Below are 21347 nucleotides of genomic sequence, written 5' to 3'. Positions count from 1 at the left end.
GCGCCGGGCGGTGGTTCGGCGAGGTTTCAACGCGGCTTGCCGGCCGCCAGCAGCGGCCCGCCGGCATGCGCCTTCGGTTCGACGCGGCACGCGCCTGGCCGGCTGTTCCAGAACGGCACCAGCAGCAGGCTGGCGAGCAGCGCGGTGGCGGTGAACACGAAGAACACCGTGAGGGTGTCGAAGTAGCCCGGCAGCAGGCCGCCGAGGATCGCCCCGACCGAGCCGCAGCCGTTGACGAAGCCGGTGGCGGTACCGGCTGCTTCGCTGGTACCGAAGTCGATGGCGGCGGCGCCGCTGATCATCGAGTCCGGCCCGTAGAGGGTGACGCCCATCATGAACAGCAGGCCGACCACCAGGTACAGGCTGCCGCTCTGCATCGCCGGGACGAACAGCGCCAGGCTCACGGTCAGCGCCGCCAGGCTGAGCACGCAGGCCGGCATGCGGCGGGCGCCGAACAGCTTGTCCGAGGCCAGGCCGATGAGGATCGGCCCGGCCAGCCCGGCGACCTCGAAGGCCGAAGGCACGATGGCCGAGGCGACCTTGCCGATCTCCGGCATGCGTTCGTAGATGATCACCGGGCCCCAGAGCAGGATCGCGTAGCGCGCCGGCTTGAGCAGGAAGTAGGCGAGGCCGAGGACCAGCACGTGGGGATTCCTGAGCGCCTTCAGCAGGGCGCCGGAATGGCTTGGCCGGGGCGCGTTGGCGGGGGGCGCGGCCTCGGCCTCCACGGGCGGCAGGCCGACGTCCTGCGGACGGTTGCGCTGGAGGAAGAAGAACAGCACGGCCACCGCCAGCACCACTCCCGCCGAGGACAGGAAGGCCATGCGCCAGTCATGCGTCAACCGGTAGGCGCACCAGCCGGCGAACGGCGTCGCCACCAGCCCGCCGAAGGCGTAGCAGGTACTCCACAGGCCGAGCACGCGGCCTCGCTCGTAGGTGGCGAAGAAGGCGCCGATGTTCTTGCACAGCCCCGACCAGCCGGTGGACTGCGCCAGGCCCTGGACCACCATGCAGGCGGCGAAGATCGGCAGGGTGGCGAAGGTACCCATCACCAGCGCCGCCAGCGCCGAGGTGAGCAAACCGCCGAGCACCACCACGCGGGTGCCGAAGCGGTCGGCGAACACCCCCCACATGAACTGGCCCACGGCGTAGGCGGCCAGGTAGAGGGCATCGAGATCGGCCATGGCGCTCTTGTCGAGCTCGAAGGAGGGGTCTTCGGCGATGCCGAGCTTGGCCACCGAGAAGGCCTTGCGGGTGAAGTAGAAGGCGGCGTAGGCCAGCCAGGTGATGACGAAGATCTGGATGCGCCAGCGCTGGAGCGATTGCCAGCCACGGTGCAGGGTACCGTTGTGGTTGTTCATGTGGGTCCCTATGGGTCTAGACAGTGCGGGGAGGTTGTTCTTGTTGTGCTGCTGCAAAGCTGTCCGGATGCATGGTCTAGGCCAGATGCCTTTCCCATGGCTTTTTTCGTGCGCAAGGTTGGCTGTCGACGCGCTCCTGCTCGGTCCTGCCGAGGCTGAGATGGATTGTGAAGGCTTGGTGGCGGTACGTGGCGCCGATCCGGTCAGGCTGGGCCGGCTGGCGAAGGTCAATCTAGCACCGGGTATTTTTATGGTCTAGACCAAAAACAGGGCGAAACGATTCGATTTTTTCGAGGGATTGCCTGGGATTGGTGCATTTTCTTGTCCTGGCGGCACCTTTTGGCGGGACTTTTCTACGTATTTTCAAGAAATTGGAATAGACCAGATTTTCGATGATACGCCAGCGCCTCTGGTGCGCCGCCGCTGGATGGCCGCGTGTCGCGGCGCTCGGCTAGACTGCGGGACCTCGCGCCGGATCGGACCGCCATGCTGAGAAACGTCACCGACCTAGACCTGCGTCTGTTGCGCATCTTCGCCTGCGTGGTGAAGTGCGGCGGTTTCACCGCGGCCCAGGCCGAGCTGAACATGAGCCAGTCGAACATCAGCATGCACATCGCCAGCCTGGAGAAGCGCCTCGGCTACCGGCTCTGCGAGCGCGGCAAGGGCGGCTTCCGACTGACCGCCAAGGGTCGCCGGGTGCTGGAGGCTTCGCGAACGATGTTCGACGCCATCGGCCTGTTTCGCGACCAGGCGCAGGCGTTGTCCGGACGTTTGGTCGGGGAGCTGTACCTGGGCCTGGCGGACAATCTCGCGACCTTGCCCCAGGCCCGTTTCGGCGATGCGCTGGCGCGCTTCCAGCGGCGCGACCAGGATGTCCAGCTGAACCTTTTCGTCAATTCGCCCACCGAGCTGGAACTGGCGGTGATCGAAGGCGAGCTGGACCTGGCGATCTCCTATTTCAGCCGTTCGCGGCCGAGCCTCGAATACCGCCCGCTGTATCGCGAAGAGATCGGCGTGTTCTGTGGCGATCGCCATCCGCTGTTCGCCGAGGCGCAGCCGACCCTGGAGCGGATCGCCGCCTGTGACTGGGTGATGCACGGCTTCCTGCCGGAAAACCTGGTCCTGCCGCTACGCCCGTCGCGCAGCCGCGCCACCGCCTACCACATGGAAGCGGTCGCCCATGCCGTGCTGGCCGGCACCCACCTGGGCTACCTGCCGACCCATTACGCCGAAGCCTGGATCGAGCGCGGGCGGATGCGCGCGCTGTTGCCGGAGCGGCTGAGCTATCCGGTGGAGCACAGCATGATCGTCTATGCCGGGCGCCCCCTCAGCGAAGCCGCCCGCGCCTTCATCGACGACCTGCTGCAGGTCCACGGCCTGGGGTCCTGAGCGCTCAGGCGAGAGTCCCGGCCACCGCCTGGCGGTAGATGCGCGCATAATCCCGGGCATCGAGCGGCAGGGCGTTGGTCGCCGAGGACGACAGGTCGGCCAGCGCCTGCTCGCCCACCCATTGCGCGTCCTCGCCATCCAGGCCGAGGGCGGCGAGGTTCGCCGGGATGCCGATGCGCGCGCGCAGTTCGAGGATCCACGCCAGCAGGCCGTCGAAGCTCGCTTCGTCGAGTTCCAGGTAGCGCGCCAGGCGCGCGGCGTCGGCTTCTATCGCCGGGCGGTTGGCCAGCAGAACGTAGGGCAGCAGCACGGCGTTCAGCAGGCCGTGGTGCAGGTGATGGCGAGCGCCCAGCGGGTGGGCCAGGGCGTGGACCCCGCCAAGCCCCTTCTGGAATGCCACTGCGGCGCTGGCCGAGGCTACCAGCATGCCTTCCCGGGCGGCGAGGTCGTTGCCGTCGCGCACGGCGTTTTCCAGGTGCTGCCTGACCAGGCGCACGCCTTCCAGGGCGATGCCCGCCGACATCGGATGGTAGAGCGGCGAGAACAGCGCCTCCAGGTGATGGGTGAGGGCGTCCATGCCGGTGGCGGCGCTCAGCGCCGGCGGCAACCCGCGGGTCAGGCGCGGGTCGAGGAATACGCAGGCGGCCAGCAGCTCGCGGTGGCCGACGACCCGCTTGATGCCCAGTTGCGTGTCGGTCAGCACCGCCTCGCGTCCCAGTTCCGAGCCGGTGCCGGCGGTCGTGGGAAGCGCCAGCAGCGGCGGCAGGCCGAGCAGCGGGTAGTCGGCGAGGGTCGGATAGCTGCGCAGCGTCTGTGTCCATTCGAAGCGTTCGAGGCCGTGCGGATCGCGGCTTAGCAGGGCGATTCCCTTGGCCGCGTCGAGGGCGCTGCCGCCGCCGAGAGCGATCAGCGCGTCATGCCCGCCAGCCTCGAAGCGCCTGGCGCCGCCGTGGACTTCAGCGAGGCTGGGGTTGCTCGACAGTTCGTGGAACAGGTCATGGTCGATGCCGGCGCGTTCCAGGCACTCGCGCACCAGGCGCAGGGGCTCCAGGGCGAGCATGCCGGGATCGGTGACCAGCAGGGGCCGGCGTGCGCCCGCCAGCGCGCAACGCCTCGGCAGTTGTTCCAGGGCGCCGACGCCGCAGAGGATATCGGTGGGGTAGTTCCAGTAATGCAGGTCGCTCATGGCGATGCTCCGTGAAAGCAGGATGAGCCGGGCCCCGCCGGGCGCGAAGCCAGCGTGCGGGAACAACCGGAGGAGGCGCCGGAACGGCCGGCGCGTGCGGGTCAGTCCGCCGGCGGAGCGGCGAAGCTGAGGCTGGTGGCGATGCGCCGATGCGGCTTGGCGATGACCATGTAGAGCAGGCCGAACGCGGCCAGCGCGGAGAACACCACGACCACCGCCCAGACCTGGAACCAGGGCGCGTCGGGCGGGGCGAGGCTGGCCCGCGGCCAGGCGACGTTGAGCGCCTCGAAAGACAGCCAGGCGACTGCCAGGACGTTCACCGCCAGCCCCGCGCGCCCCAGGCGCAAGGCGCCCTTGTCCGGGTCCCAGCGGCCGACGAGGCGGGCCCAGAGAGCGCAGGCGGCGACGATCAGGAAGACCACGAAGAAACCGCCGCTGCCGAACGCGATCAGCGTGCCGACCGCCGTGGCGTTCAGCCCCAGGGCCAGGCCGAGGCTGGCCAGCAGCGTGCTGCAGACCATCGCCGCCATCGGCACCTTGCGCCGGTCGACCCGGCGCAGCAGGGCGGAGCCGGGCAGGATGGCGTCGCGCGCCATGCCGAAGATCGCCCGGCCGATGTAGGTCTGCACCGACACCACGCAGGCGACGAAGGCGATCAGCACCACTGCGACGAAGGGCCGCTCGGCCCAGGCGCCGAAGGCGTCCACCACCGCCGGGGTGACCGGGTCGACCACCTGGCCGCTGACCACCGCGCCGATGTCCTGGTAGGACAGGGTCACGGCGAAGGCGGTGAGCATCACGGTGAATCCCACCACCAGCATCGAGCGCAGGATCGCCCGGGGAGTGGAGACGCGGGCATCGGTGGTTTCCTCGGAAATCTGCGAGCAGGCGTCGAAGCCGAGGAAAGCCCAGCCGCCCACCGCCAGCGCGGTCAGCACGCCGTCCAGGTAGGAACCGTCCGCATCGCCTGTGCCGCCCGGGCCGCTGAACAGCAGGTCGAGCGGATGGTTGCGGAAGAACAGCAGCAACAGCACGCCGATACCGATGGAGGCGATGGCCTCGGCGACGATCCCGGCATTGACGAAGTACTTCAGCGGGTTGATCCCCAGCAGATTCACCGCCAGTCCCAGCGCCAGCAGCAGCGCGCCGCAGAGCACCTGGCCGTTGGCCGACGGCGGCGCGCCGGTCGCCAGCAGGCCGAGCCAGAAGCCACCGAGGTAGGCCACGGTAGTCAGCGAGGCCAGCGCCGAAGCCAGGTAGAGGAAGCCGGTGAACCAGGCCAGGCGGTCGCCCACCAGGCGCCGCACCCACTGGTAGCAGCCGCCGGCCAGCGGAAACTGCGAGGACAGCTCGGCGTAGACCAGCGCCACGCCGAACTGCAGCAGCAGGCACAGCGGCACCACCCAGACCCAGGAGGGGCCCATGCTCATGGCGCCGAGGGACATCACCGAGTAGATGCCCACCACCGGCGAGATGGTGGCGAAGCCGACGGAAAAGGACGACCACAGGCTCAGCCCGCGCTCCAGTTCCTGGCGATAGCCGTGGGCCGCCAGCAGGCGTTCGTCGCGGGAGGTATCGCGGAGATCAGTCATGGCGGTCTCCGGGCGAGCGCTGCGGGGAAGGGGAAAGGCGGATGCCACCGATGCGATGGGTGAGCATGGAGAGTCCTCGTCGGCTATTGGAATTGTTATGGCCGCTTCCGGGACGAGCGAAAGCGTGGCAGACGCAGGTTAGGCGGATTACCTATCAGGATGAATTCATATTCGATTGGGCTGGCATCAGGAAAACCTGATGTATGGCCAGGCCCCGAGAAGGCCGGCTCCTGCGAAGGGAGCCGGCCGGTCGCGGCAGTTACTTCAGGTCCTCGCGCGGCGGTTTGCCGGGCTGGCTGGCGTAGTCCGGCAGGGTGCTGATCGCCTGTTCCTTGTCGGGGATGCTGGACGGGTCGAGGTCGCCGCCGACGTTGCGCGGGTCGGTGGGGATCGCCGAGGGAATCACCACGGTGCGCTCGGCCAGCGGCCAGCCGAGGATGGTCTCCAGGCGCCCGCCTTCCTCCTCGGGGCCGGTGATGGCGTCCAGGCGCAGCGGCAGCGGATGGCCGATCAGCCGTTCGACCTCGCCCGCCGCCTCCGGCGCGGCCAGGGTCAGGCCGGTGCGGTAGAAGCCCGGCAGACTCGAGCGCGGCACATAGACCCGCAGCAGGGCACCGTTGCGGATCCGGCCGCGCGCGTCGGGTTCCTGGTCCTGGGCGTAGCCGTAGGCCAGCGCCGGATCGCCGGCGATATAGAAACCGCGCCAGATCGCGTCGAGGTCCTGGCTGCGCGCGCGCACCCCGCCGAAGACGATGCTTTGCGCCGCTTCGAGGAAGGTGCCGTGGTAGCCGACGAACACATAGCCGCGCTCCTCCAGTTGGCGGTGCGCCTGGAGCAGCCGCTCCACCGTCCAGTTCTGCGTGCCGCGGGTGCTGAAGCTGACGTCGCCGCCGTCGCCGAGGAACTCCGCGCCAGTGGGATAGTTGCGCTCCAGCAGGGCGTCGCCGCTGTCCGCCGGGCCCGCGCATTCACCGGCGGCGACCGGGCAGGTCAGGCTCACCACGTCGGCGCTGGCCGCGCCGGCCTCGTCGTTGCCGGTGCCCTGCCGGACGAAGCGCTCGCTCTCGGCGGCGGCCAGGGTCAGGGCCAGACGGGCCTGCTCCGGCTGCTCGCGGATCGCTTCGCCCAGGTCGCCGCCGCTGCCGGGGCTGGCCAGGGCGTTGCGGATCACCTGGTCGACCTGGTTCCACGACAGCCGCGCCGCCAGGTAGAGGGCGACCAGCCGCTGCACCGGATAGCCGCACTGCTCCAGTTGTTCCCAGCCGCGCGGCTGGCGATGACGAGTGAAGGTCTCCAGCGGCAGGCGGCAGGCCTGGTGCGCGGTCAGCGCGGCCAGGCTGCCGCCCTCGGGGAAATGCAGGCGATGACTGATGACCGTGGGCTTGATGTCCAGGTCATGCTTCGCCGGGTTGCCGGCGAGCACCCGGTAGATCTTGCCTTCCCAGGTATCGTCGAGGTTGCAGCGCTGCTGGGCGAGGTAGTTGTAGACCCCGTCCAGCGGGTCGAGCAGGCACAACACCTTGCCGCTGGCCCATTCGCTCCAGCGCTTTTCCCGGCGCGGCTGGGCCTGGGCCATGACCACGCTGACCCCGGCATGGCTGATGGCGAGCGTCGGCTGCATCTCGTTGCTCTCGTGCGCCCTGACGAAGAAGGTGGCATCGCGCGCCAGCTTCGCCAGCAACTCGTCGCCCATCTCGATGGTGTAGATCGGCGACATGTGGCTGAGCTGGTTACCGGCGTTCAGTTCGTGGATGAACACCTTGATGTTCGAAGGCTTCTCGTGGCCGATCGGCACCAGCCAGTTCAGCGACCAACTGCCGCGCGCCTGGCGCGTGTAGCTGTAGCGCACCGGCTTGTTCGGCTCGACGCCGCCTTCGAGGCGGATGGTCAGGCCGTCGCTGGTGATGCTGAGGGCGTTGTCGATGGCCAGCTTGAGCGCGTCGTTGCCGCCCTCCAGGACCATGGAGTAGTGCAGCACGCCCTGGCCGTTGGTGTCGGCGATGGCCGGGTCGACGCTCATGCGGCTGGAACGCACGCCGTCCTTGAGGTCGAGCACGCAGGCCTTGGCGCATTCGTTCCAGAGGTCGAAGGCTTCCTCGGCGGCGGACGCGAACGAGCCGCCGGCGAGCAGGCCGAGGCTGGCGACCAGGGGGATCCAATGGGGTATCAGGTGCATCGCGATGGCTCCTGTGATGGGTGAAGGATGAGGCTGATCGAGCGGTTGGTTTTTCTTGTCGGGCGAGCCGGCGGAGAGCGGCGGGGCGTCTAGGGTGCGGGATGCGGGGAGGCTGGCGGGGAGCGGAAGAGGGCTTTTATGGGATTTATGAACTGGATTGCAGAGTGGTGAATGTGCGAACGGGAGGCTTGCCGATCGGCGTGTGCATGCAGGGCGTCCATCTCGGCCTGGTGGTGGCAGCCCGGCCTGTCAGTCAGGCGCCTGGCAACCCAGGGTGACGACCAGTTCGCGGCCGCTCGCCAAGCCGGTGTCCGCCGCCAGGGTCAGCGTGCGCGGCGTGTCTTGGCGACTATCGAGCAGCCCCTCTTGAAGCACGAGGCTGTCGGCGCTGGCGCCCCTGGCCAGCAGCCGATATCGCACCAGCGCTGAGGTACAGCCGCATTCGCCGGTGGAGCGCCGGGCCTCAAGGGTGAGTGGCAGGTGCAACTGGCCCTCCGCCGTGTGCGGTGCACCGAGCCGGGCGGCGAGGCAGGCGGAGAGGGCATTGTCGAGCGTCGCCGCGTCGGCGAATGGAGCGGCCAGGCAGAGGCTGCCGAGGAGCAGGGCTTTGGCGTCCATGTCGGGGTTCCGCTGGGGATGGAAAGGGCATCATGGCTGAGGTGGCTTTATTCGTCGAACGATGGCTGGCCCTGCCGGTAGATCGGCCAGGACTTCATGCGCTGCGGAAACGGCCTGACCAAGTGCAGCGGCTTGCAATCAAAAACGCTGGGCTCGCAATCAGCGTGGTTTTGTCCGGAAGCTCGCGAAGGGGCGGCATGGATGAATTTTGAAAGTGGGAGTTCGTTAATGAACCGAAGGTATGCGGCTTCCGTGACTGGCCGGGGTAGATGAGGTGTGCGTTAAGGAAATGACCGTTTGACGCAGGCGCGATTATAAGAGGAGAGAGAGCGCACCTTCTGGATCATCTAAACACGGGATATTGAAGTTGATTGCAGTGTATTGCCGATGCATTGGGACTTATTGACTGGGAGAGGGTTCTCTAGGTGGGAGTCGCTCAATACATTACACTTTCAAATTAATGTAGGGGCGATCTATGGCTGTCAATGATTACGAACCTGGTTCGATGGTTATTACACATGTGCAGGGTGGTGGGCGTGACATAATCCAGTATATTCCTGCTCGATCAAGCTACGGTACTCCACCATTTGTCCCACCAGGACCAAGTCCGTATGTCGGTACTGGAATGCAGGAGTACAGGAAGCTAAGAAGTACGCTTGATAAGTCCCATTCAGAGCTCAAGAAAAACCTGAAAAATGAAACCCTGAAGGAGGTTGATGAACTCAAGAATGAAGCGGGGTTGCCAGGTAAAGCGGTCAGTGCCAATGACATCCGCGATGAAAAGAGTATCGTTGATGCACTCATGGATGCCAAAGCAAAATCGCTAAAGGTCATTGAGGATCGCCCGGCCAATCTTTATACGGCTTCAGACTTTCCTCAGAAGTCAGAGTCGATGTACCAGAGTCAGTTGCTGGCCAGCCGAAAATTCTATGGAGAGTTCCTGGATCGCCATATGAGTGAGCTGGCCAAAGCGTACAGCGCCGATATCTATAAGGCGCAAATCGCTATCTTGAAACAAACGTCTCAAGAGCTGGAGAATAAAGCCCGGTCATTGGAAGCAGAAGCCCAGCGAGCCGCTGCTGAGGTGGAGGCGGACTACAAGGCCAGGAAGGCAGATGTCGAGAAAAAAGTGCAGTCCGAGCTTGACCAGGCTGGGAATGCTTTGCCTCAACTGACCAATCCAACGCCAGAGCAGTGGCTTGAACGCGCTACTCAACTGGTTACGCAGGCGATCGCCAATAAGAAGAAATTGCAGACTGCAAACAATGCCTTGATTGCCAAGGCACCCAATGCACTGGAGAAACAAAAGGCAACCTACAACGCCGATCTCCTGGTGGATGAAATCGCCAGCCTGCAAGCCCGGCTGGACAAGCTGAACGCCGAAACGGCAAGGCGCAAGGAAATCGCTCGTCAAGCGGCGATCAGGGCTGCCAATACTTATGCCATGCCAGCCAATGGCAGCGTTGTCGCCACCGCCGCAGGCCGGGGTCTGATCCAGGTCGCACAAGGCGCCGCATCCCTTGCTCAAGCGATCTCCGATGCGATTGCCGTCCTGGGCCGGGTCCTGGCTTCAGCACCCTCGGTGATGGCCGTGGGCTTTGCCAGTCTGACCTACTCCTCCCGGACTGCCGAGCAATGGCAGGACCAAACGCCCGATAGCGTCGTTACGCCCTGGGCATGGATGCCGCTAAATTGGGGCTTCCCCCAAGCGTAAACCTGAACGCGGTTGCAAAAGCCAGCGGTACCGTCGATCTGCCGATGCGCCTGACCAACGAGGCACGAGGCAACACGACGACCCTTTCGGTGGTCAGCACCGATGGTGTGAGCGTTCCGAAAGCCGTTCCGGTCCGGATGGCGGCCTACAATGCCACGACAGGCCTGTACGAGGTTACGGTTCCCTCTACGACCGCAGAAGCGCCGCCACTGATCCTGACCTGGACGCCGGCGAGTCCTCCAGGAAACCAGAACCCTTCGAGTACCACTCCGGTCGTACCGAAGCCGGTGCCGGTGCCGGTATATGAGGGAGCGACCCTTACACCGGTGAAGGCTACCCCGGAAACCTATCCTGGGGTGATTACACTACCGGAAGACCTGATCATCGGCTTCCCGGCCGACTCGGGGATCAAGCCGATCTATGTGATGTTCAGGGATCCGCGGGATGTACCTGGTGCTGCGACTGGCAAGGGACAGCCCGTCAGCGGTAATTGGCTCGGCGCCGCCTCTCAAGGTGAGGGGGCTCCAATTCCAAGCCAGATTGCGGATAAACTACGTGGTAAGACATTCAAAAACTGGCGGGACTTTCGGGAACAATTCTGGATAGCTGTGGCTAATGATCCTGAGTTAAGTAAACAGTTTAATCCTGGTAGTTTAGCTGTAATGAGAGATGGAGGGGCTCCTTATGCCAGAGAGTCAGAACAGGCTGGCGGGAGAATAAAGATCGAAATCCACCACAAGGTTCGAATAGCAGATGGAGGCGGCGTTTACAATATGGGGAACCTTGTTGCAGTAACGCCAAAACGTCATATAGAAATCCACAAGGGAGGGAAGTGATATGAAGTCCAAGATTTCCGAATATACGGAAAAAGAGTTTCTTGAGTTTGTTAAAGACATATACACAAACAATAAGAAAAAGTTCCCTACCGAGGAGTCTCATATTCAAGCCGTGCTTGAATTTAAAAAACTAACGGAACACCCAAGCGGCTCAGACCTTCTTTACTACCCCAGCGAAAATAGAGAAGATAGCCCAGCTGGAGTTGTAAAGGAAGTTAAAGAATGGCGTGCTTCCAAGGGGCTTCCTGGCTTTAAGGCCGGTTAGTTGGCCATCAACAAGCCCCGTTTCGACGGGGCTTGTTCCATGTTGACGCTGCTCTATCTTGACAGTCTGTCCTGAATATTCTTGAAGACAATCACATTATGAGCCGCAACCACCGCAAAACACCCATCGTCGGGCGCACGAGCTGCCGTAGCGAGCTCTCCACGTTGGCCAGCAGCCCACCTCTCCCTACTGGAAAGTCAGGTCAATAACACTGGTGCCACGTAAGGATGGGCGTTCCTACTGGCCCCTCATACGCCAGGCTGCTACGGCAGATCGTGTCGCTAACCTCAAGGGACACAACCCGCAAGAACGCGCGTCCCTGAAAAAGCGCCTGCTGCGCAAGTGGATGAGCAAATGAGTACATCCAACATCCAGGCATTGGCCAGCACTGGGCACAGCTCGCCAAAGAAGCGGGATTCCGAGCCGACTATGACAGCACATCAACGCCAGAAACACATCTGGTCTGCGGAGTAACCCAAGAGTGGATTCGAGAACACATCGTTGCCACCAACGATATGCGCCTGTTCGGCCTGCTGCATTTGCTGGGTCAGGCATCGTTGCGCATGGAGCAAGCGTTGTGGCCGGAAGATTACGAGCGGATGACTCGTAAGGTCAAGGGAGTCCAGCGGGAAGCTGAAGGCGACAACGCCAAATCATACATTTATGAAGAAGTCATGCAGATAAGGCAGGAGCGCTTCGATAAAGCACGACATAATTTGCAAGGGGTTTGTCATAGGTATCAAGGATCCAATTATTTTACAGTCCTGATACTAGTATTGTGGTTGTTCTCAAAGAGGATGGAATGTTTTTGTCAGGGTGGTATCTTGAGCCAGGAAGCAGACAGGAAAAAACTATTTTGAGAATGAGGTGATTTAAATGAGCATGGCACTTATTGATCTTGCAAGAAATTTTTTGGATGGATCGTTAAGCGGAAAGAGTTTCACAAAAAAATTCTTTGAAATGTGGCGTAGCGAAGGTGCGTCAGGCTTGCTGAAAAAGGATGATGATAATCTTGGCGCTTGCCTCAGGCTTATGTTTGGAATGGCAGATTGCTTCACGGATGGACCGAAGGATAATGATGGTGAGATAAATGAAGAGGAGCTAAAGCAGGAAGTTAGAGGGCTTTTGAAGAAATATAAATATATCTAGCTGATGATCCTTTATATCCGAAGATATAGATTAGGCGAAGTCAGTTTATGGGCTTCGCCTGTTTCTTAGCCAATCCATGCTTCGAGAGCAGATGTAAATCGCCGAATTGTCAGTTAGTGCGTCACTCGCAAAATGCGTGAGTCTGCGATTTTGAATTGAAAGCCTTGTGTATTACTATCCTGCTCCGGCAACACTACCTGCCTTCCCCGACGCCTTGAGAGCTAAGCCAAAAACTTCTATTCAAGGTGGTGGTGGGTTGCGGAAGCGCTGGAAGGATAAAAGGGAATATCTATAAATGGGATTCTCAGCATGGCAGTTTTGAGATGTATGACAAGAGAGGGTGGCACTTGGGAGGGTTTGATTCTAATACTGGTGCTCGCACGAAGTCTGCTGATCCAAAAAGGAGTGTAGAAACATGACTGTATTGATTTCTGGGTACCTACCATCGGGAAATGATGAGTCCTTGAAATATGAAAAAACTGTTCCTTTCGAATATATTTCGCAAGTTATGGAGGTGATGCGTTGGAAGAAGGGTGAGAATATTGAGGGTGAATATCCTATTAAGAATGATGATGTTGTAAGGATTGAGGAGGTTATAGGCGAAAAGCTTCCGGTTGGATTGGAGTATTTTATTGGGGTTTACGCCTAACTATAGATTGTAGAGGAAGGTCCTGCTGCATGGGGGTTCTTTTTAAATTTAAAAATATTCTATTTGGCAATAGAGTGCTCTTCCTTGGCCTGATAGTTGTAAAGAAAGAGAGCGTTACTGGAAAAATCTAGATTTTTAGTGGTCATGAGGGAAAAGATCACTCTGTTGCTTCAAGCCCTGACTCCTTTCAGGGCGTATGACGGGGTCAGGCTGTAGTGGTCTACTGATCCCGGACACCGATTTAGGCGAGAATCCTCGCCGTGAGAGAGGTGTCTGATGAGCAAGCAACGACGTACGTTTTCCGCCGAGTTCAAACGAGAGGCCGCGGCCCTGGTGTTGGACCAAGGCTACAGCCATATCGACGCCTGCCGTTCGCTGGGGGTGGTGGATTCGGCCTTGCGCCGTTGGGTGAAGCAGCTCGAGGCGGAGCGCCAGGGTGTGACCCCGAAGAGCAAGGCGTTGACGCCTGAGCAGCAAAAGATCCAGGAGCTGGAAGCCCGGATCAACCGGTTGGAGCGGGAGAAAGCGATATTAAAAAAGGCTACCGCTCTCTTGATGTCGGACGAACTCGATCGTACGCGCTGATAGACCAGTTGAGTGAGCAGGAGTCGGTGGAAGTGGTCTGTTCAGCTTTCGATGTGGCGCGGTCTTGCTACTACGTCCACCGTCTTCGACGGCGGCGTGTCGATGCTCGCCGCGTGGCGCTACGCAGCCAAGTCAACCAGTTGTTCAGCCAGAGTCGGGGCTCGGCCGGCAGCCGCAGCATTCTGGGCATGCTGCGCGAAGAGGGCGTGACCATCGGCCGTTTCCGAGTGCGTCGGTTGATGCGTGAGCTGGGCCTGGTCAGCAAGCAACCGGGCTCGCACGCCTACAAACAGGCCACGGTTGAGCGGCCGGATATCCCGAATCGGCTGAACCGCAAATTCGCGACCGAGCATCCCAATCAGGTGTGGTGTGGCGACATCACCTACGTCTGGGCGCAAGGCCGTTGGCACTACCTGGCCGCGGTGCTGGATCTGCATACCCGGCGGGTGATCGGCTGGGCGTTCTCGGCCAAGCCGGATGCCGAACTGGTGATCAAGGCCCTGGACATGGCCTACGAACAGCGCGGCAAGCCACAGCAGGTGCTGTTCCATTCAGACCAGGGCAGCCAGTACGCCAGCCGCCTGTTTCGGCAACGGCTCTGGCGCTATCGGATGCAGCAGAGCATGAGTCGCCGAGGGAATTGCTGGGATAACTCGCCGATGGAGCGCCTGTTCCGCAGTCTGAAGTCGGAGTGGGTCCCGTCAACGGGTTACCTGACGGCGCAGGAGGCCCAACGGGACATCAGTCATTACTTGATGCACCGCTACAACTGGATCAGGCCGCATCAATTCAACGACGGGTTACCACCTGCGGTGGCCGAAGAAAAACTCAACCCACTGTCCGGGATGGGTTGACCACTACAGGCCCGGATCAGCGGGCGTGGACTGTCGAGGAGTTGGGGGCAGTCGGAGAGGGGGATCCAGGTCTTGCCTTGCCAGTGCAGGGTGTCGATCTCGGCGGTTTTCCAGTGCAGCACGGCGCGCTGGGGCGTGGCGTTGGGGCGGGACTGGCTGCGCAGGCGTGGCAGCACCGAGCCGCTGACCCAACGGCGCAAACCCCGTGCCGCGCCAGGCACTGCGAGCCAGAGCAGAGCGTAGAGCCCGGACTCGCTGACCAGGCAGTCCTGGCGTGGCCCGTGGCGTTCGTCATGGAGCCAGGCGAGCCGCCACTGGTCGGCGTCCAGGTGCCGTTCCAGCGTATGGCAGAGGGCGAACAAGCGCTCGCGCTGTGCCGCCGTCGCCAGCGGCCACGGCGCCTCGTCACACAACGCCGCCGGCGCCCGACCGCCCAGGTAACAGCCCAGCAGCCGTACCAGGTCGGAGAGCACGAACCAGCCTTCCTCATCCAGCAGCACGGCGCGCAGGACCCGATGGTGGTGGGTGAAACGGCTGTAGTGGAGGGGGGCGTCAGACATGGCGCACCTCCGGGGAAGTGCTGGGTGAAGCGATGTGGGTGGAGATATGAGGGTGGTGATAGGCATTTCCGTTACCTCTGCTGATGGCAAAACAGCGTTGAAAGCTGGGCGCCGGGAGCTAAGAAACCCTACTACCTAGCTAGAGGGCCGGACATATTTCCCTTTCGGGTTTTTTATTAGTCCACTCCCGGCATTACAGAGGTTTTTGAGGGCGAGAGAGTACCGCAGACTCAAAAAAGCCGCTTGCTTGTCGGGAGCGGCTTGGCCGCTAGGTAGTTGGGCGTTTCTTAGGCGCCGGTGGCAGATTATTGCGGCAAGAGGGACGAAACAACCGAGCTGAACGAGCGAAGTTGAAAGACTTTCTCTATCAAAGAAACCATATGGAACAGGGCATTTTGACCAGTTCCGCGTCGTCTGGCGCTTAGCCGCTTTGCCCCATCTTGCGAATCACGCTTTGCATGATTTGCCCTACGTCTTCCAGAGAAATATCCGACGCTCCGGCCCGCCCCATCAGGAGGCCGAGCGGAATCGTCGTGTAGGGGGTTGAGCGGCAGGAGGCCGCGAAAGTCGCCTCGGTCCACGAAGGACCGTGGCGGCGTGCCCCCGGAACGGCGATGGAGGGAGGGAACCCCAGTCGCAAAGCGACTGGGGCCGGATGCAGGGGCAAGCGCTTTGGTTACTTTCTCGCGACTGAGAAAGTGACTCGCCTGGGAAGGCGAAACAAAGACTTGCAGCGAACTGCGGGTTTGGGGAAACAACTGGGAAGCTGGGAGCAGGTAATACGGTATCTACGGAAGTTTCAGAATTTTGTAGAGAGATACGTTCACTCTTTGGCTATGTTGTTAGCCACGCCAAAGGGAATATGGACTGACGGTAGTACAGATGAGGCAGGGTCTAGATGTAGTCTTTGGTCATCAAAAAATATGTGAGGGCTCAATACTTCTAATACGGATTTTTTTTCGATTCCGCCCAAGAAAAATGCGGAATTTACTCTTATGTTCCAGTGGCGCATTGTATTAATTACGCGCTCATGTGAAGGGGCATTTCTAGCAGTAACAATGCTGATGTTAAGTACTGGAGAGTATGTGGGGTCGTTTTCTTGTTGTTCCTGCTCTAATTTTTGTATGGTTGATATTTTTTTAAGGAACTCTGCAAGTGGACCTGGGTTGTGTGGTGTATTGACAAGACTTTGCTCATGATCGTGGAAGTCAGATAAATTTCTCGTTTCTTGATAAATTGACTCCGCTTCATCATCAGCAATTACACCGTCAAAGTCGAAAGCTATTCTTAGCTCTTTATCTTCAGGGTCGTCATATGCGGCAGTCTTTAGTACTTGTCCAGCAGGGTAGCCAGCAATCATTGCTTGTTTTACATCTGTTTCATTTGCTGAAAGGAATAGGCTGATTTTTAAGGCAGGTATATAGTTTTGTGGTGACCTTCCTTGTAGAAATACTGCTCTAGTCATAGGTAAGCCATGGTGCTCAATTGATTTCATGACTCTTAAGCCTGTATCTGGATCGTTTCGCGAAAGTAAGATGACTTCGACTGGTGGGTCTTTAGGGGAAAGTTTGTTTAGGGAAAGTAGTCTTCTAATAAAGGAGAATGCTACCCCATGGGGGAGTGGTTTGTTTTGATTTTCCCTTTGATATTTCCTGTAGGCATCCTCTCCTTCTGATCTAAAGACACTATCTGACTCTTCAAGATTAAAGAGGGCGCTTGAGGCTAAACCTATTACTAATCTCTTTTCTAAATCGTACGGCATAGTGCTTCCTTAAAGAAAACCCCGCACAAGGCGGGGTTTTCATCTTCTACCACTGCCCCAAAAGTCCCTTTCCGGCTACAGCGTCTAACGGTCTTGACCTAAATCGAGAATCTCAATCCCAGCTCAGTGCTCCGCCCGTCTGGTACTCGATAACCCGCGTCTCGAAGAAGTTCTTCTCCTTCTTCAGGTCCATGATCTCCGACATCCACGGGAACGGGTTGGTGGTCCCCGGATACTCTTCCTTCAGGCCGATCTGGGTCAGGCGCCGGTTGGCGATGAACTTCAGGTAGTCCTCCATCATCGCCGCGTTCATGCCCAGCACCCCGCGCGGCATGGTGTCGCGCGCGTATTCGATCTCCAGCTGGGTGCCCTGGAGGATCATCTGGGTCGCCTCGTCCTTCATCTGGGCGTCCCACAGGTGCGGGTTCTCGATCTTGATCTGGTTGATCACGTCGATGCCGAAGTTCAGGTGCATCGACTCGTCGCGGAGGATGTACTGGAACTGCTCGGCGGTGCCGGTCATCTTGTTGCGGCGGCCCATGGAGAGGATCTGGGTGAAGCCGCAGTAGAAGAAGATGCCTTCCAGCACGCAGTAGTAGGCGATCAGGTTGCGCAGGAACTGGCGGTCGGTTTCCGGGGTGCCGGTCTGGAACATCGGGTCGGAGATCGAGCGGGTGTACTTCAGGCCCCAGGAGGCCTTCTTCGCCACGCTGGGGATCTCGTGATACATGTTGAAGATCTCGCCCTCGTCCATGCCCAGCGACTCGATGCAGTACTGGTAGGCGTGGGTGTGGATCGCCTCTTCGAAGGCCTGGCGCAGGATGTACTGGCGGCACTCGGGGTTGGTGATCAGGCGGTACACGGCCAGCACCAGGTTGTTGGCGACCAGCGAGTCGGCGGTGGAGAAGAAGCCGAGGTTGCGCATGACGATGCGCCGCTCGTCTTCGCTGAGGCCGTCCTTGCTCTTCCACAGGGCGATGTCGGCGTTCATGTTGACTTCCTGCGGCATCCAGTGGTTGGCGCAACCATCCAGATACTTCTGCCAGGCCCAGTCGTACTTGAAGGGAACGAGCTGGTTGAGGTCGGCACGGGCGTTGATCATCTGCTTGTCGCCGACCTGCACGCGCGCGGCGGAGCCTTCGAGGTCGTCCAGGCCTTCCTGGATGTCGAGGTCGTTCAGGGCCTTCTTGGCGCGGGCGACAGCGTCGGAGTCGTCGGCGGAAACGGCGCGCGCTTCTTCCACCGAGCCGGCGGCTTCGTCGTCCAGCTTGTCATGGCCCTGGGCAACGGCCTGGGCGGCGGCGGGCGCGGCCTTGGCTTCGGTCGGGTCTTCTTTGTCGAATTCGTCCCAGCTCAGCATCTTGCTCTCTCCTGGTCTGGCGGCCGTCTCGGCGGCCTGGATATGGGGCGTGAGGTGCACGCGAAAGCGGTGGTCCGGCACGGTCTGGCCGGGCCGTTCTTCTCCCCCGGAGGGAAGAAGGGGATTGTTCCTGGCCCTGGCGAGGGGCCTTGCGCTGCCAGCGTGGCGCTGGACGAGCGACCGTCAGGCGCCGGGCAGGCCGAACCCACGCGAGGAGTCCGGCTTGCCCGGCCGCGACACGGACGCCGTTCAGCGACGCGCGATCACTGGCAGGCTTCGCAGTCGGGGTTGTCGATGCTGCATGCCTGCGGCACCGGCGCCGGCTTCGGCTCGGCGGCCGGGGCGGCTTGCAGGCCGTCGTTGCCACCGGCCGACACGGCGTTGAGCTTGCCGGTGTTGATGGTGGACTTCTCGGTGCTGGTGGCGGCCAGGGCACGGAGGTAGTAGGTGGTCTTCAGGCCGCGGAACCAGGCCATGCGGTAGGTCACGTCGAGCTTCTTGCCCGAGGCGCCGGCGATGTACAGGTTCAGCGACTGGGCCTGGTCGATCCACTTCTGACGACGGCTGGCGGCTTCGACGATCCAGCGGGTCTCGACTTCGAACGCGGTGGCGTAGAGGTCCTTGAGGTCCTGCGGGATGCGCTCGATCTGCTGCACGGAACCGTCGTAGTACTTCAGGTCGTTGACCATGACCGGGTCCCACAGGCCGCGGGCCTTGAGGTCGCGCACCAGGTAGGGGTTGATCACGGTGAATTCGCCGGAGAGGTTCGACTTCACGTACAGGTTCTGGTAGGTCGGCTCGATCGACTGCGAGACGCCGGTGATGTTGGCGATGGTCGCGGTCGGCGCGATGGCCATGATGTTCGAGTTGCGGATGCCTTTCTGTACGCGCTCGCGCAGCGGCGCCCAGTCGAGGGTTTCCGACAGGTCGACTTCGATGTACTTGGCGCCGCGCTCTTCGATCAGCTTCTTCTCCGAGTCGATCGGCAGGATGCCTTGCGACCACAGCGAGCCCTGGAAGGTCTGGTAGGCGCCGCGCTCGTCGGCCAGGTCGCAGGAAGCCTGGATCGCGTAGTAGCTGATGGCTTCCATGGACTGGTCGGCGAAGGCGATGGCCGCGTCCGAACCGTAGGGGATGTGCTGCAGGTACAGGGCGTCCTGGAAGCCCATGATGCCCAGGCCGACCGGACGGTGCTTGAAGTTGGAGTTCTGCGCCTGCGGGACCGAGTAGTAGTTGATGTCGATGACGTTATCGAGCATGCGTACCGCGGTCTTGACGGTCTTCTCCAGCTTGGCGGTGTCCAGCTTGCCGTTGACGATGTGGTTGACCAGGTTGATCGAGCCCAGGTTGCAGACGGCGATCTCGTCCTTGTTGGTGTTCAGGGTGATCTCGGTGCAGAGGTTCGAGCTGTGCACCACGCCCACGTGCTGCTGCGGGCTGCGCAGGTTGCACGGGTCCTTGAAGGTCAGCCACGGGTGGCCGGTCTCGAACAGCATGGAGAGCATCTTGCGCCACAGGTCCTTGGCCTGGACGACCTTGTGCAGCTTCAGCTTGCCGTAGCTGGCCAGGGCCTCGTAGTACTCGTAGCGCTCCTCGAAGGCCTTGCCGTAGAGGTCGTGCAGGTCGGGGACGTCGGACGGCGAGAAGAGGGTCCAGGAGCCGTCGTCGAAGACGCGCTTCATGAACAGGTCGGGGATCCAGTTGGCGGTGTTCATGTCGTGGGTACGACGACGGTCGTCACCGGTGTTCTTGCGCAGCTCGAGGAATTCCTCGATGTCCAGGTGCCAGGTCTCCAGGTAGGCGCAGACCGCGCCCTTGCGCTTGCCGCCCTGGTTGACCGCGACCGCGGTGTCATTGACCACTTTCAGGAAGGGCACGACGCCCTGGGACTTGCCGTTGGTGCCCTTGATGTAGGAGCCCAGCGCGCGCACCGGGGTCCAGTCGTTGCCCAGGCCGCCGGCGAATTTCGACAGCATGGCGTTGTCGTGGATGGCGCCGTAGATGCCCGACAGGTCGTCCGGCACGGTGGTCAGGTAGCAGCTGGAGAGCTGCGGACGCAGGGTGCCGGCGTTGAACAGGGTGGGGGTGGAACTCATGTAGTCGAAGGACGACAGCAGGTTGTAGAACTCGATGGCACGTGCCTCGCGGTCCTTCTCCTCGATGGCCAGGCCCATGGCCACGCGCATGAAGAAGATCTGCGGCAGTTCGAAGCGGATGCCGTCCTTGTGGATGAAGTAGCGGTCGTACAGGGTCTGCAGGCCGAGGTAGGTGAACTGCTGGTCGCGCTCGTGATCGATGGCCTTGCCCAGTTTCTCCAGGTCGAATTCCTTCAGCTTGGCATCGACCAGCTCGAACTCGGCGCCTTTCTCGATGTAGGCCGGCAGGGCCTTGGCGTACAGCTCGGCCATCTCGTGATGGGTGGCGCTCTCGGCCACGCCGAGGAAGCCCAGGGCTTCGGCGCGCAGGGTGTCCATCAGCAGGCGGGCGGTGACGTAGGAGTAGTTCGGCTCGCGCTCGACCAGGGTGCGCGCGGTCATCACCAGGGCGGTGTTGACGTCCTTCTCGGCGACGCCATCGTAGAGGTTCTTCAGGGTCTCGCGCTCGATCAGCGCGCCGTCCACCTCGGCCAGGCCTTCGCAGGCTTCGCTGATGATGGTGTTCAGGCGGCCCATGTCCAGCGGCGACAGGCTGCCGTCGGCGCGGGTGATGCGGATGCTCGGGTGCGGCTGGGCGACGTCGCTGGCGGCGCCGGCGTTCTTGCGCTCGGCGGCGCGGGCTTCGCGGTAGATCACGTAGTCGCGGGCGACCTTCTGCTCGCCGGCGCGCATCAGGGCCAGTTCGACCTGGTCCTGGATCTCTTCGATGTGGATGGTGCCGCCGGACGGCATGCGGCGCTTGAAGGTGGCGGTGACCTGCTCGGTCAGGCGGCGCACGGTGTCATGGATACGCGACGAGGCGGCGGCGGTGCCGCCTTCCACGGCGAGGAACGCCTTGGTGATGGCCACGGTGATCTTGTCATCGGTGTAGGGGACTACGGTGCCGTTGCGCTTGATCACGCGCAGCTGGCCCGGCGCGGTGGCGGCCAGATCCTGCGACGAATCGGCGGCCTGCGGCGCGCTGGCCTGCGGGTTCTCGCGTGTGGTGTCGGTATGCATGGGTGGGTATCTCCACGTTCTCGTAATGGTTTTGCTAGCGGGCGCCGGGGCGCCCATTCCCTTGAATCGATAAAGAGCCGGGCAGCCGGCCTCGCGGCGGCTGCTTCATTCGAATGCTGAGGGTGGGGACTGTGAG

The 21347-nt window shown here is 61.6% G+C and carries 17 protein-coding genes and 3 pseudogenes; 11 read left to right on the top strand and 9 right to left on the bottom strand.

The annotated features are described in order from the left end of the window. Positions 1-26 precede the first annotated feature (26 nt). Entirely contained in the window at positions 27-1361 is a 1335-nt protein-coding gene (locus ACM0M4_RS20850; protein ID WP_004348658.1) for an MFS transporter, read from the bottom strand. A 486-nt stretch (positions 1362-1847) separates the two neighbouring features. On the opposite strand from ACM0M4_RS20850, the gene ACM0M4_RS20845 reads away from it, so the two are divergent. Then, positions 1848-2750, top strand: a complete 903-nt coding sequence (locus ACM0M4_RS20845; RefSeq protein WP_003116332.1) for a LysR family transcriptional regulator — start codon at positions 1848-1850, stop codon at positions 2748-2750. A gap of 4 nt (positions 2751-2754) precedes the next feature. Here ACM0M4_RS20845 and ACM0M4_RS20840 read toward each other — a convergent pair whose 3' ends face one another. The 4 genes from ACM0M4_RS20840 to ACM0M4_RS20825 form a co-directional block, all read right to left on the bottom strand. Continuing rightward, entirely contained in the window at positions 2755-3936 is a 1182-nt protein-coding gene (locus ACM0M4_RS20840; RefSeq protein ID WP_003101834.1) for an iron-containing alcohol dehydrogenase, read from the bottom strand. Between the two features lie 101 nt (positions 3937-4037). Then, complete coding sequence (locus ACM0M4_RS20835; protein ID WP_003082330.1) at positions 4038-5528, bottom strand: APC family permease; 1491 nt, start codon at positions 5526-5528, stop codon at positions 4038-4040. 259 nt (positions 5529-5787) lie between these two features. Further along, a complete protein-coding gene (gene toxA / locus ACM0M4_RS20830; RefSeq protein ID WP_115288838.1) occupies positions 5788-7704 on the bottom strand; it encodes an exotoxin A in 1917 nt (638 codons plus the stop codon). Positions 7705-7953: 249 nt separating this feature from the next. After that, positions 7954-8322, bottom strand: a complete 369-nt coding sequence (locus tag ACM0M4_RS20825; RefSeq protein ID WP_003159786.1) for a DUF2195 family protein — start codon at positions 8320-8322, stop codon at positions 7954-7956. A gap of 475 nt (positions 8323-8797) precedes the next feature. Between ACM0M4_RS20825 and ACM0M4_RS20820 the strand changes: the two are divergent. From ACM0M4_RS20820 to ACM0M4_RS20775, 10 genes and pseudogenes are all read left to right on the top strand, one after another. Continuing rightward, a pseudogene (locus ACM0M4_RS20820) lies at positions 8798-9663 on the top strand (hypothetical protein). Further along, positions 9656-10036 (top strand): hypothetical protein, encoded by a 381-nt coding sequence (locus ACM0M4_RS20815; RefSeq protein WP_170292258.1) that lies wholly within the window; start codon positions 9656-9658, stop codon positions 10034-10036. Before ACM0M4_RS20820 ends, ACM0M4_RS20815 begins: the two are co-directional and overlap by 8 nt. After that, positions 10000-10872 carry an S-type pyocin domain-containing protein gene (locus ACM0M4_RS20810; RefSeq protein WP_170292257.1) on the top strand — a complete coding sequence of 291 codons (873 nt, stop codon included), beginning with the start codon at positions 10000-10002 and terminating at the stop codon, positions 10870-10872. Before ACM0M4_RS20815 ends, ACM0M4_RS20810 begins: the two co-directional genes overlap by 37 nt. Position 10873: 1 nt before the next feature. Beyond that, positions 10874-11137 carry a pyocin-S1/S2 immunity protein gene (gene imm / locus ACM0M4_RS20805; RefSeq protein WP_023129045.1) on the top strand — a complete coding sequence of 88 codons (264 nt, stop codon included), beginning with the start codon at positions 10874-10876 and terminating at the stop codon, positions 11135-11137. 98 nt (positions 11138-11235) lie between these two features. Then, positions 11236-11495: pseudogene (locus ACM0M4_RS20800) on the top strand (hypothetical protein). A gap of 157 nt (positions 11496-11652) precedes the next feature. Next, a complete protein-coding gene (locus tag ACM0M4_RS20795) occupies positions 11653-11997 on the top strand; it encodes a hypothetical protein (protein ID WP_003082347.1) in 345 nt (114 codons plus the stop codon). A gap of 16 nt (positions 11998-12013) precedes the next feature. Beyond that, on the top strand, positions 12014-12286 hold the full coding sequence (locus ACM0M4_RS20790) for a colicin immunity domain-containing protein (protein WP_015648363.1): 273 nt from the start codon (positions 12014-12016) through the stop codon (positions 12284-12286). 166 nt (positions 12287-12452) lie between these two features. Then, positions 12453-12705: pseudogene (locus tag ACM0M4_RS20785) on the top strand (colicin E3/pyocin S6 family cytotoxin). Beyond that, on the top strand, positions 12702-12935 hold the full coding sequence (locus ACM0M4_RS20780; protein WP_003116336.1) for a pyocin S6 family toxin immunity protein: 234 nt from the start codon (positions 12702-12704) through the stop codon (positions 12933-12935). The pseudogene ACM0M4_RS20785 and the gene ACM0M4_RS20780 overlap by 4 nt, the downstream one beginning before the upstream one ends. A 276-nt stretch (positions 12936-13211) precedes the next feature. Beyond that, positions 13212-14374 (top strand): IS3-like element IS222 family transposase gene (locus ACM0M4_RS20775; protein ID WP_101476525.1). Its coding sequence is split into 2 segments (ribosomal slippage): positions 13212-13467 and positions 13467-14374, totalling 1164 coding nucleotides; the frame shifts between segments, so codons are not numbered across the junction. On the opposite strand, the gene ACM0M4_RS20770 is transcribed toward ACM0M4_RS20775, so the two are convergent. The 4 genes from ACM0M4_RS20770 to ACM0M4_RS20755 form a co-directional block, all read right to left on the bottom strand. Next, positions 14305-14934, bottom strand: a complete 630-nt coding sequence (locus ACM0M4_RS20770) for a BRO-N domain-containing protein (protein ID WP_181883754.1) — start codon at positions 14932-14934, stop codon at positions 14305-14307. The two genes, ACM0M4_RS20775 and ACM0M4_RS20770, sit on opposite strands and share 70 nt — an antisense overlap. A gap of 823 nt (positions 14935-15757) precedes the next feature. After that, positions 15758-16696, bottom strand: coding sequence for a 5'-nucleotidase (locus tag ACM0M4_RS20765; protein ID WP_023090736.1), 939 nt, complete (start codon positions 16694-16696; stop codon positions 15758-15760). Between the two features lie 112 nt (positions 16697-16808). Further along, positions 16809-18056, bottom strand: coding sequence for a ribonucleotide-diphosphate reductase subunit beta (locus ACM0M4_RS20760; protein WP_003086547.1), 1248 nt, complete (start codon positions 18054-18056; stop codon positions 16809-16811). Between the two features lie 263 nt (positions 18057-18319). Then, positions 18320-21211, bottom strand: coding sequence for a ribonucleoside-diphosphate reductase subunit alpha (locus tag ACM0M4_RS20755; protein WP_003159790.1), 2892 nt, complete (start codon positions 21209-21211; stop codon positions 18320-18322). Positions 21212-21347: the final 136 nt, after the last annotated feature.

This window comes from Pseudomonas sp. 18-147 (assembly GCF_051048045.1).
GTDB lineage: Bacteria > Pseudomonadota > Gammaproteobacteria > Pseudomonadales > Pseudomonadaceae > Pseudomonas > Pseudomonas aeruginosa.
Note: the sequence above shows the minus strand (reverse complement) of the source record. Positions and strands in the feature narration are given on the sequence as shown.

Coding starts and splice junctions, on each gene's coding strand:
- ACM0M4_RS20835 (WP_003082330.1), bottom strand. CDS start 5,528: ATGACTGATCTCCGCGATACCTCCCGCGACGAACGCCTGCTGGCGGCC.
- toxA (WP_115288838.1), bottom strand. CDS start 7,704: ATGCACCTGATACCCCATTGGATCCCCCTGGTCGCCAGCCTCGGCCTG.
- imm (WP_023129045.1), top strand. CDS start 10,874: ATGAAGTCCAAGATTTCCGAATATACGGAAAAAGAGTTTCTTGAGTTT.
- ACM0M4_RS20825 (WP_003159786.1), bottom strand. CDS start 8,322: ATGGACGCCAAAGCCCTGCTCCTCGGCAGCCTCTGCCTGGCCGCTCCA.
- ACM0M4_RS20810 (WP_170292257.1), top strand. CDS start 10,000: ATGGATGCCGCTAAATTGGGGCTTCCCCCAAGCGTAAACCTGAACGCG.
- ACM0M4_RS20760 (WP_003086547.1), bottom strand. CDS start 18,056: ATGCTGAGCTGGGACGAATTCGACAAAGAAGACCCGACCGAAGCCAAG.
- ACM0M4_RS20850 (WP_004348658.1), bottom strand. CDS start 1,361: ATGAACAACCACAACGGTACCCTGCACCGTGGCTGGCAATCGCTCCAG.
- ACM0M4_RS20795 (WP_003082347.1), top strand. CDS start 11,653: ATGCGCCTGTTCGGCCTGCTGCATTTGCTGGGTCAGGCATCGTTGCGC.
- ACM0M4_RS20765 (WP_023090736.1), bottom strand. CDS start 16,696: ATGCCGTACGATTTAGAAAAGAGATTAGTAATAGGTTTAGCCTCAAGC.
- ACM0M4_RS20755 (WP_003159790.1), bottom strand. CDS start 21,211: ATGCATACCGACACCACACGCGAGAACCCGCAGGCCAGCGCGCCGCAG.
- ACM0M4_RS20780 (WP_003116336.1), top strand. CDS start 12,702: ATGACTGTATTGATTTCTGGGTACCTACCATCGGGAAATGATGAGTCC.
- ACM0M4_RS20845 (WP_003116332.1), top strand. CDS start 1,848: ATGCTGAGAAACGTCACCGACCTAGACCTGCGTCTGTTGCGCATCTTC.
- ACM0M4_RS20790 (WP_015648363.1), top strand. CDS start 12,014: ATGAGCATGGCACTTATTGATCTTGCAAGAAATTTTTTGGATGGATCG.
- ACM0M4_RS20840 (WP_003101834.1), bottom strand. CDS start 3,936: ATGAGCGACCTGCATTACTGGAACTACCCCACCGATATCCTCTGCGGC.
- ACM0M4_RS20770 (WP_181883754.1), bottom strand. CDS start 14,934: ATGTCTGACGCCCCCCTCCACTACAGCCGTTTCACCCACCACCATCGG.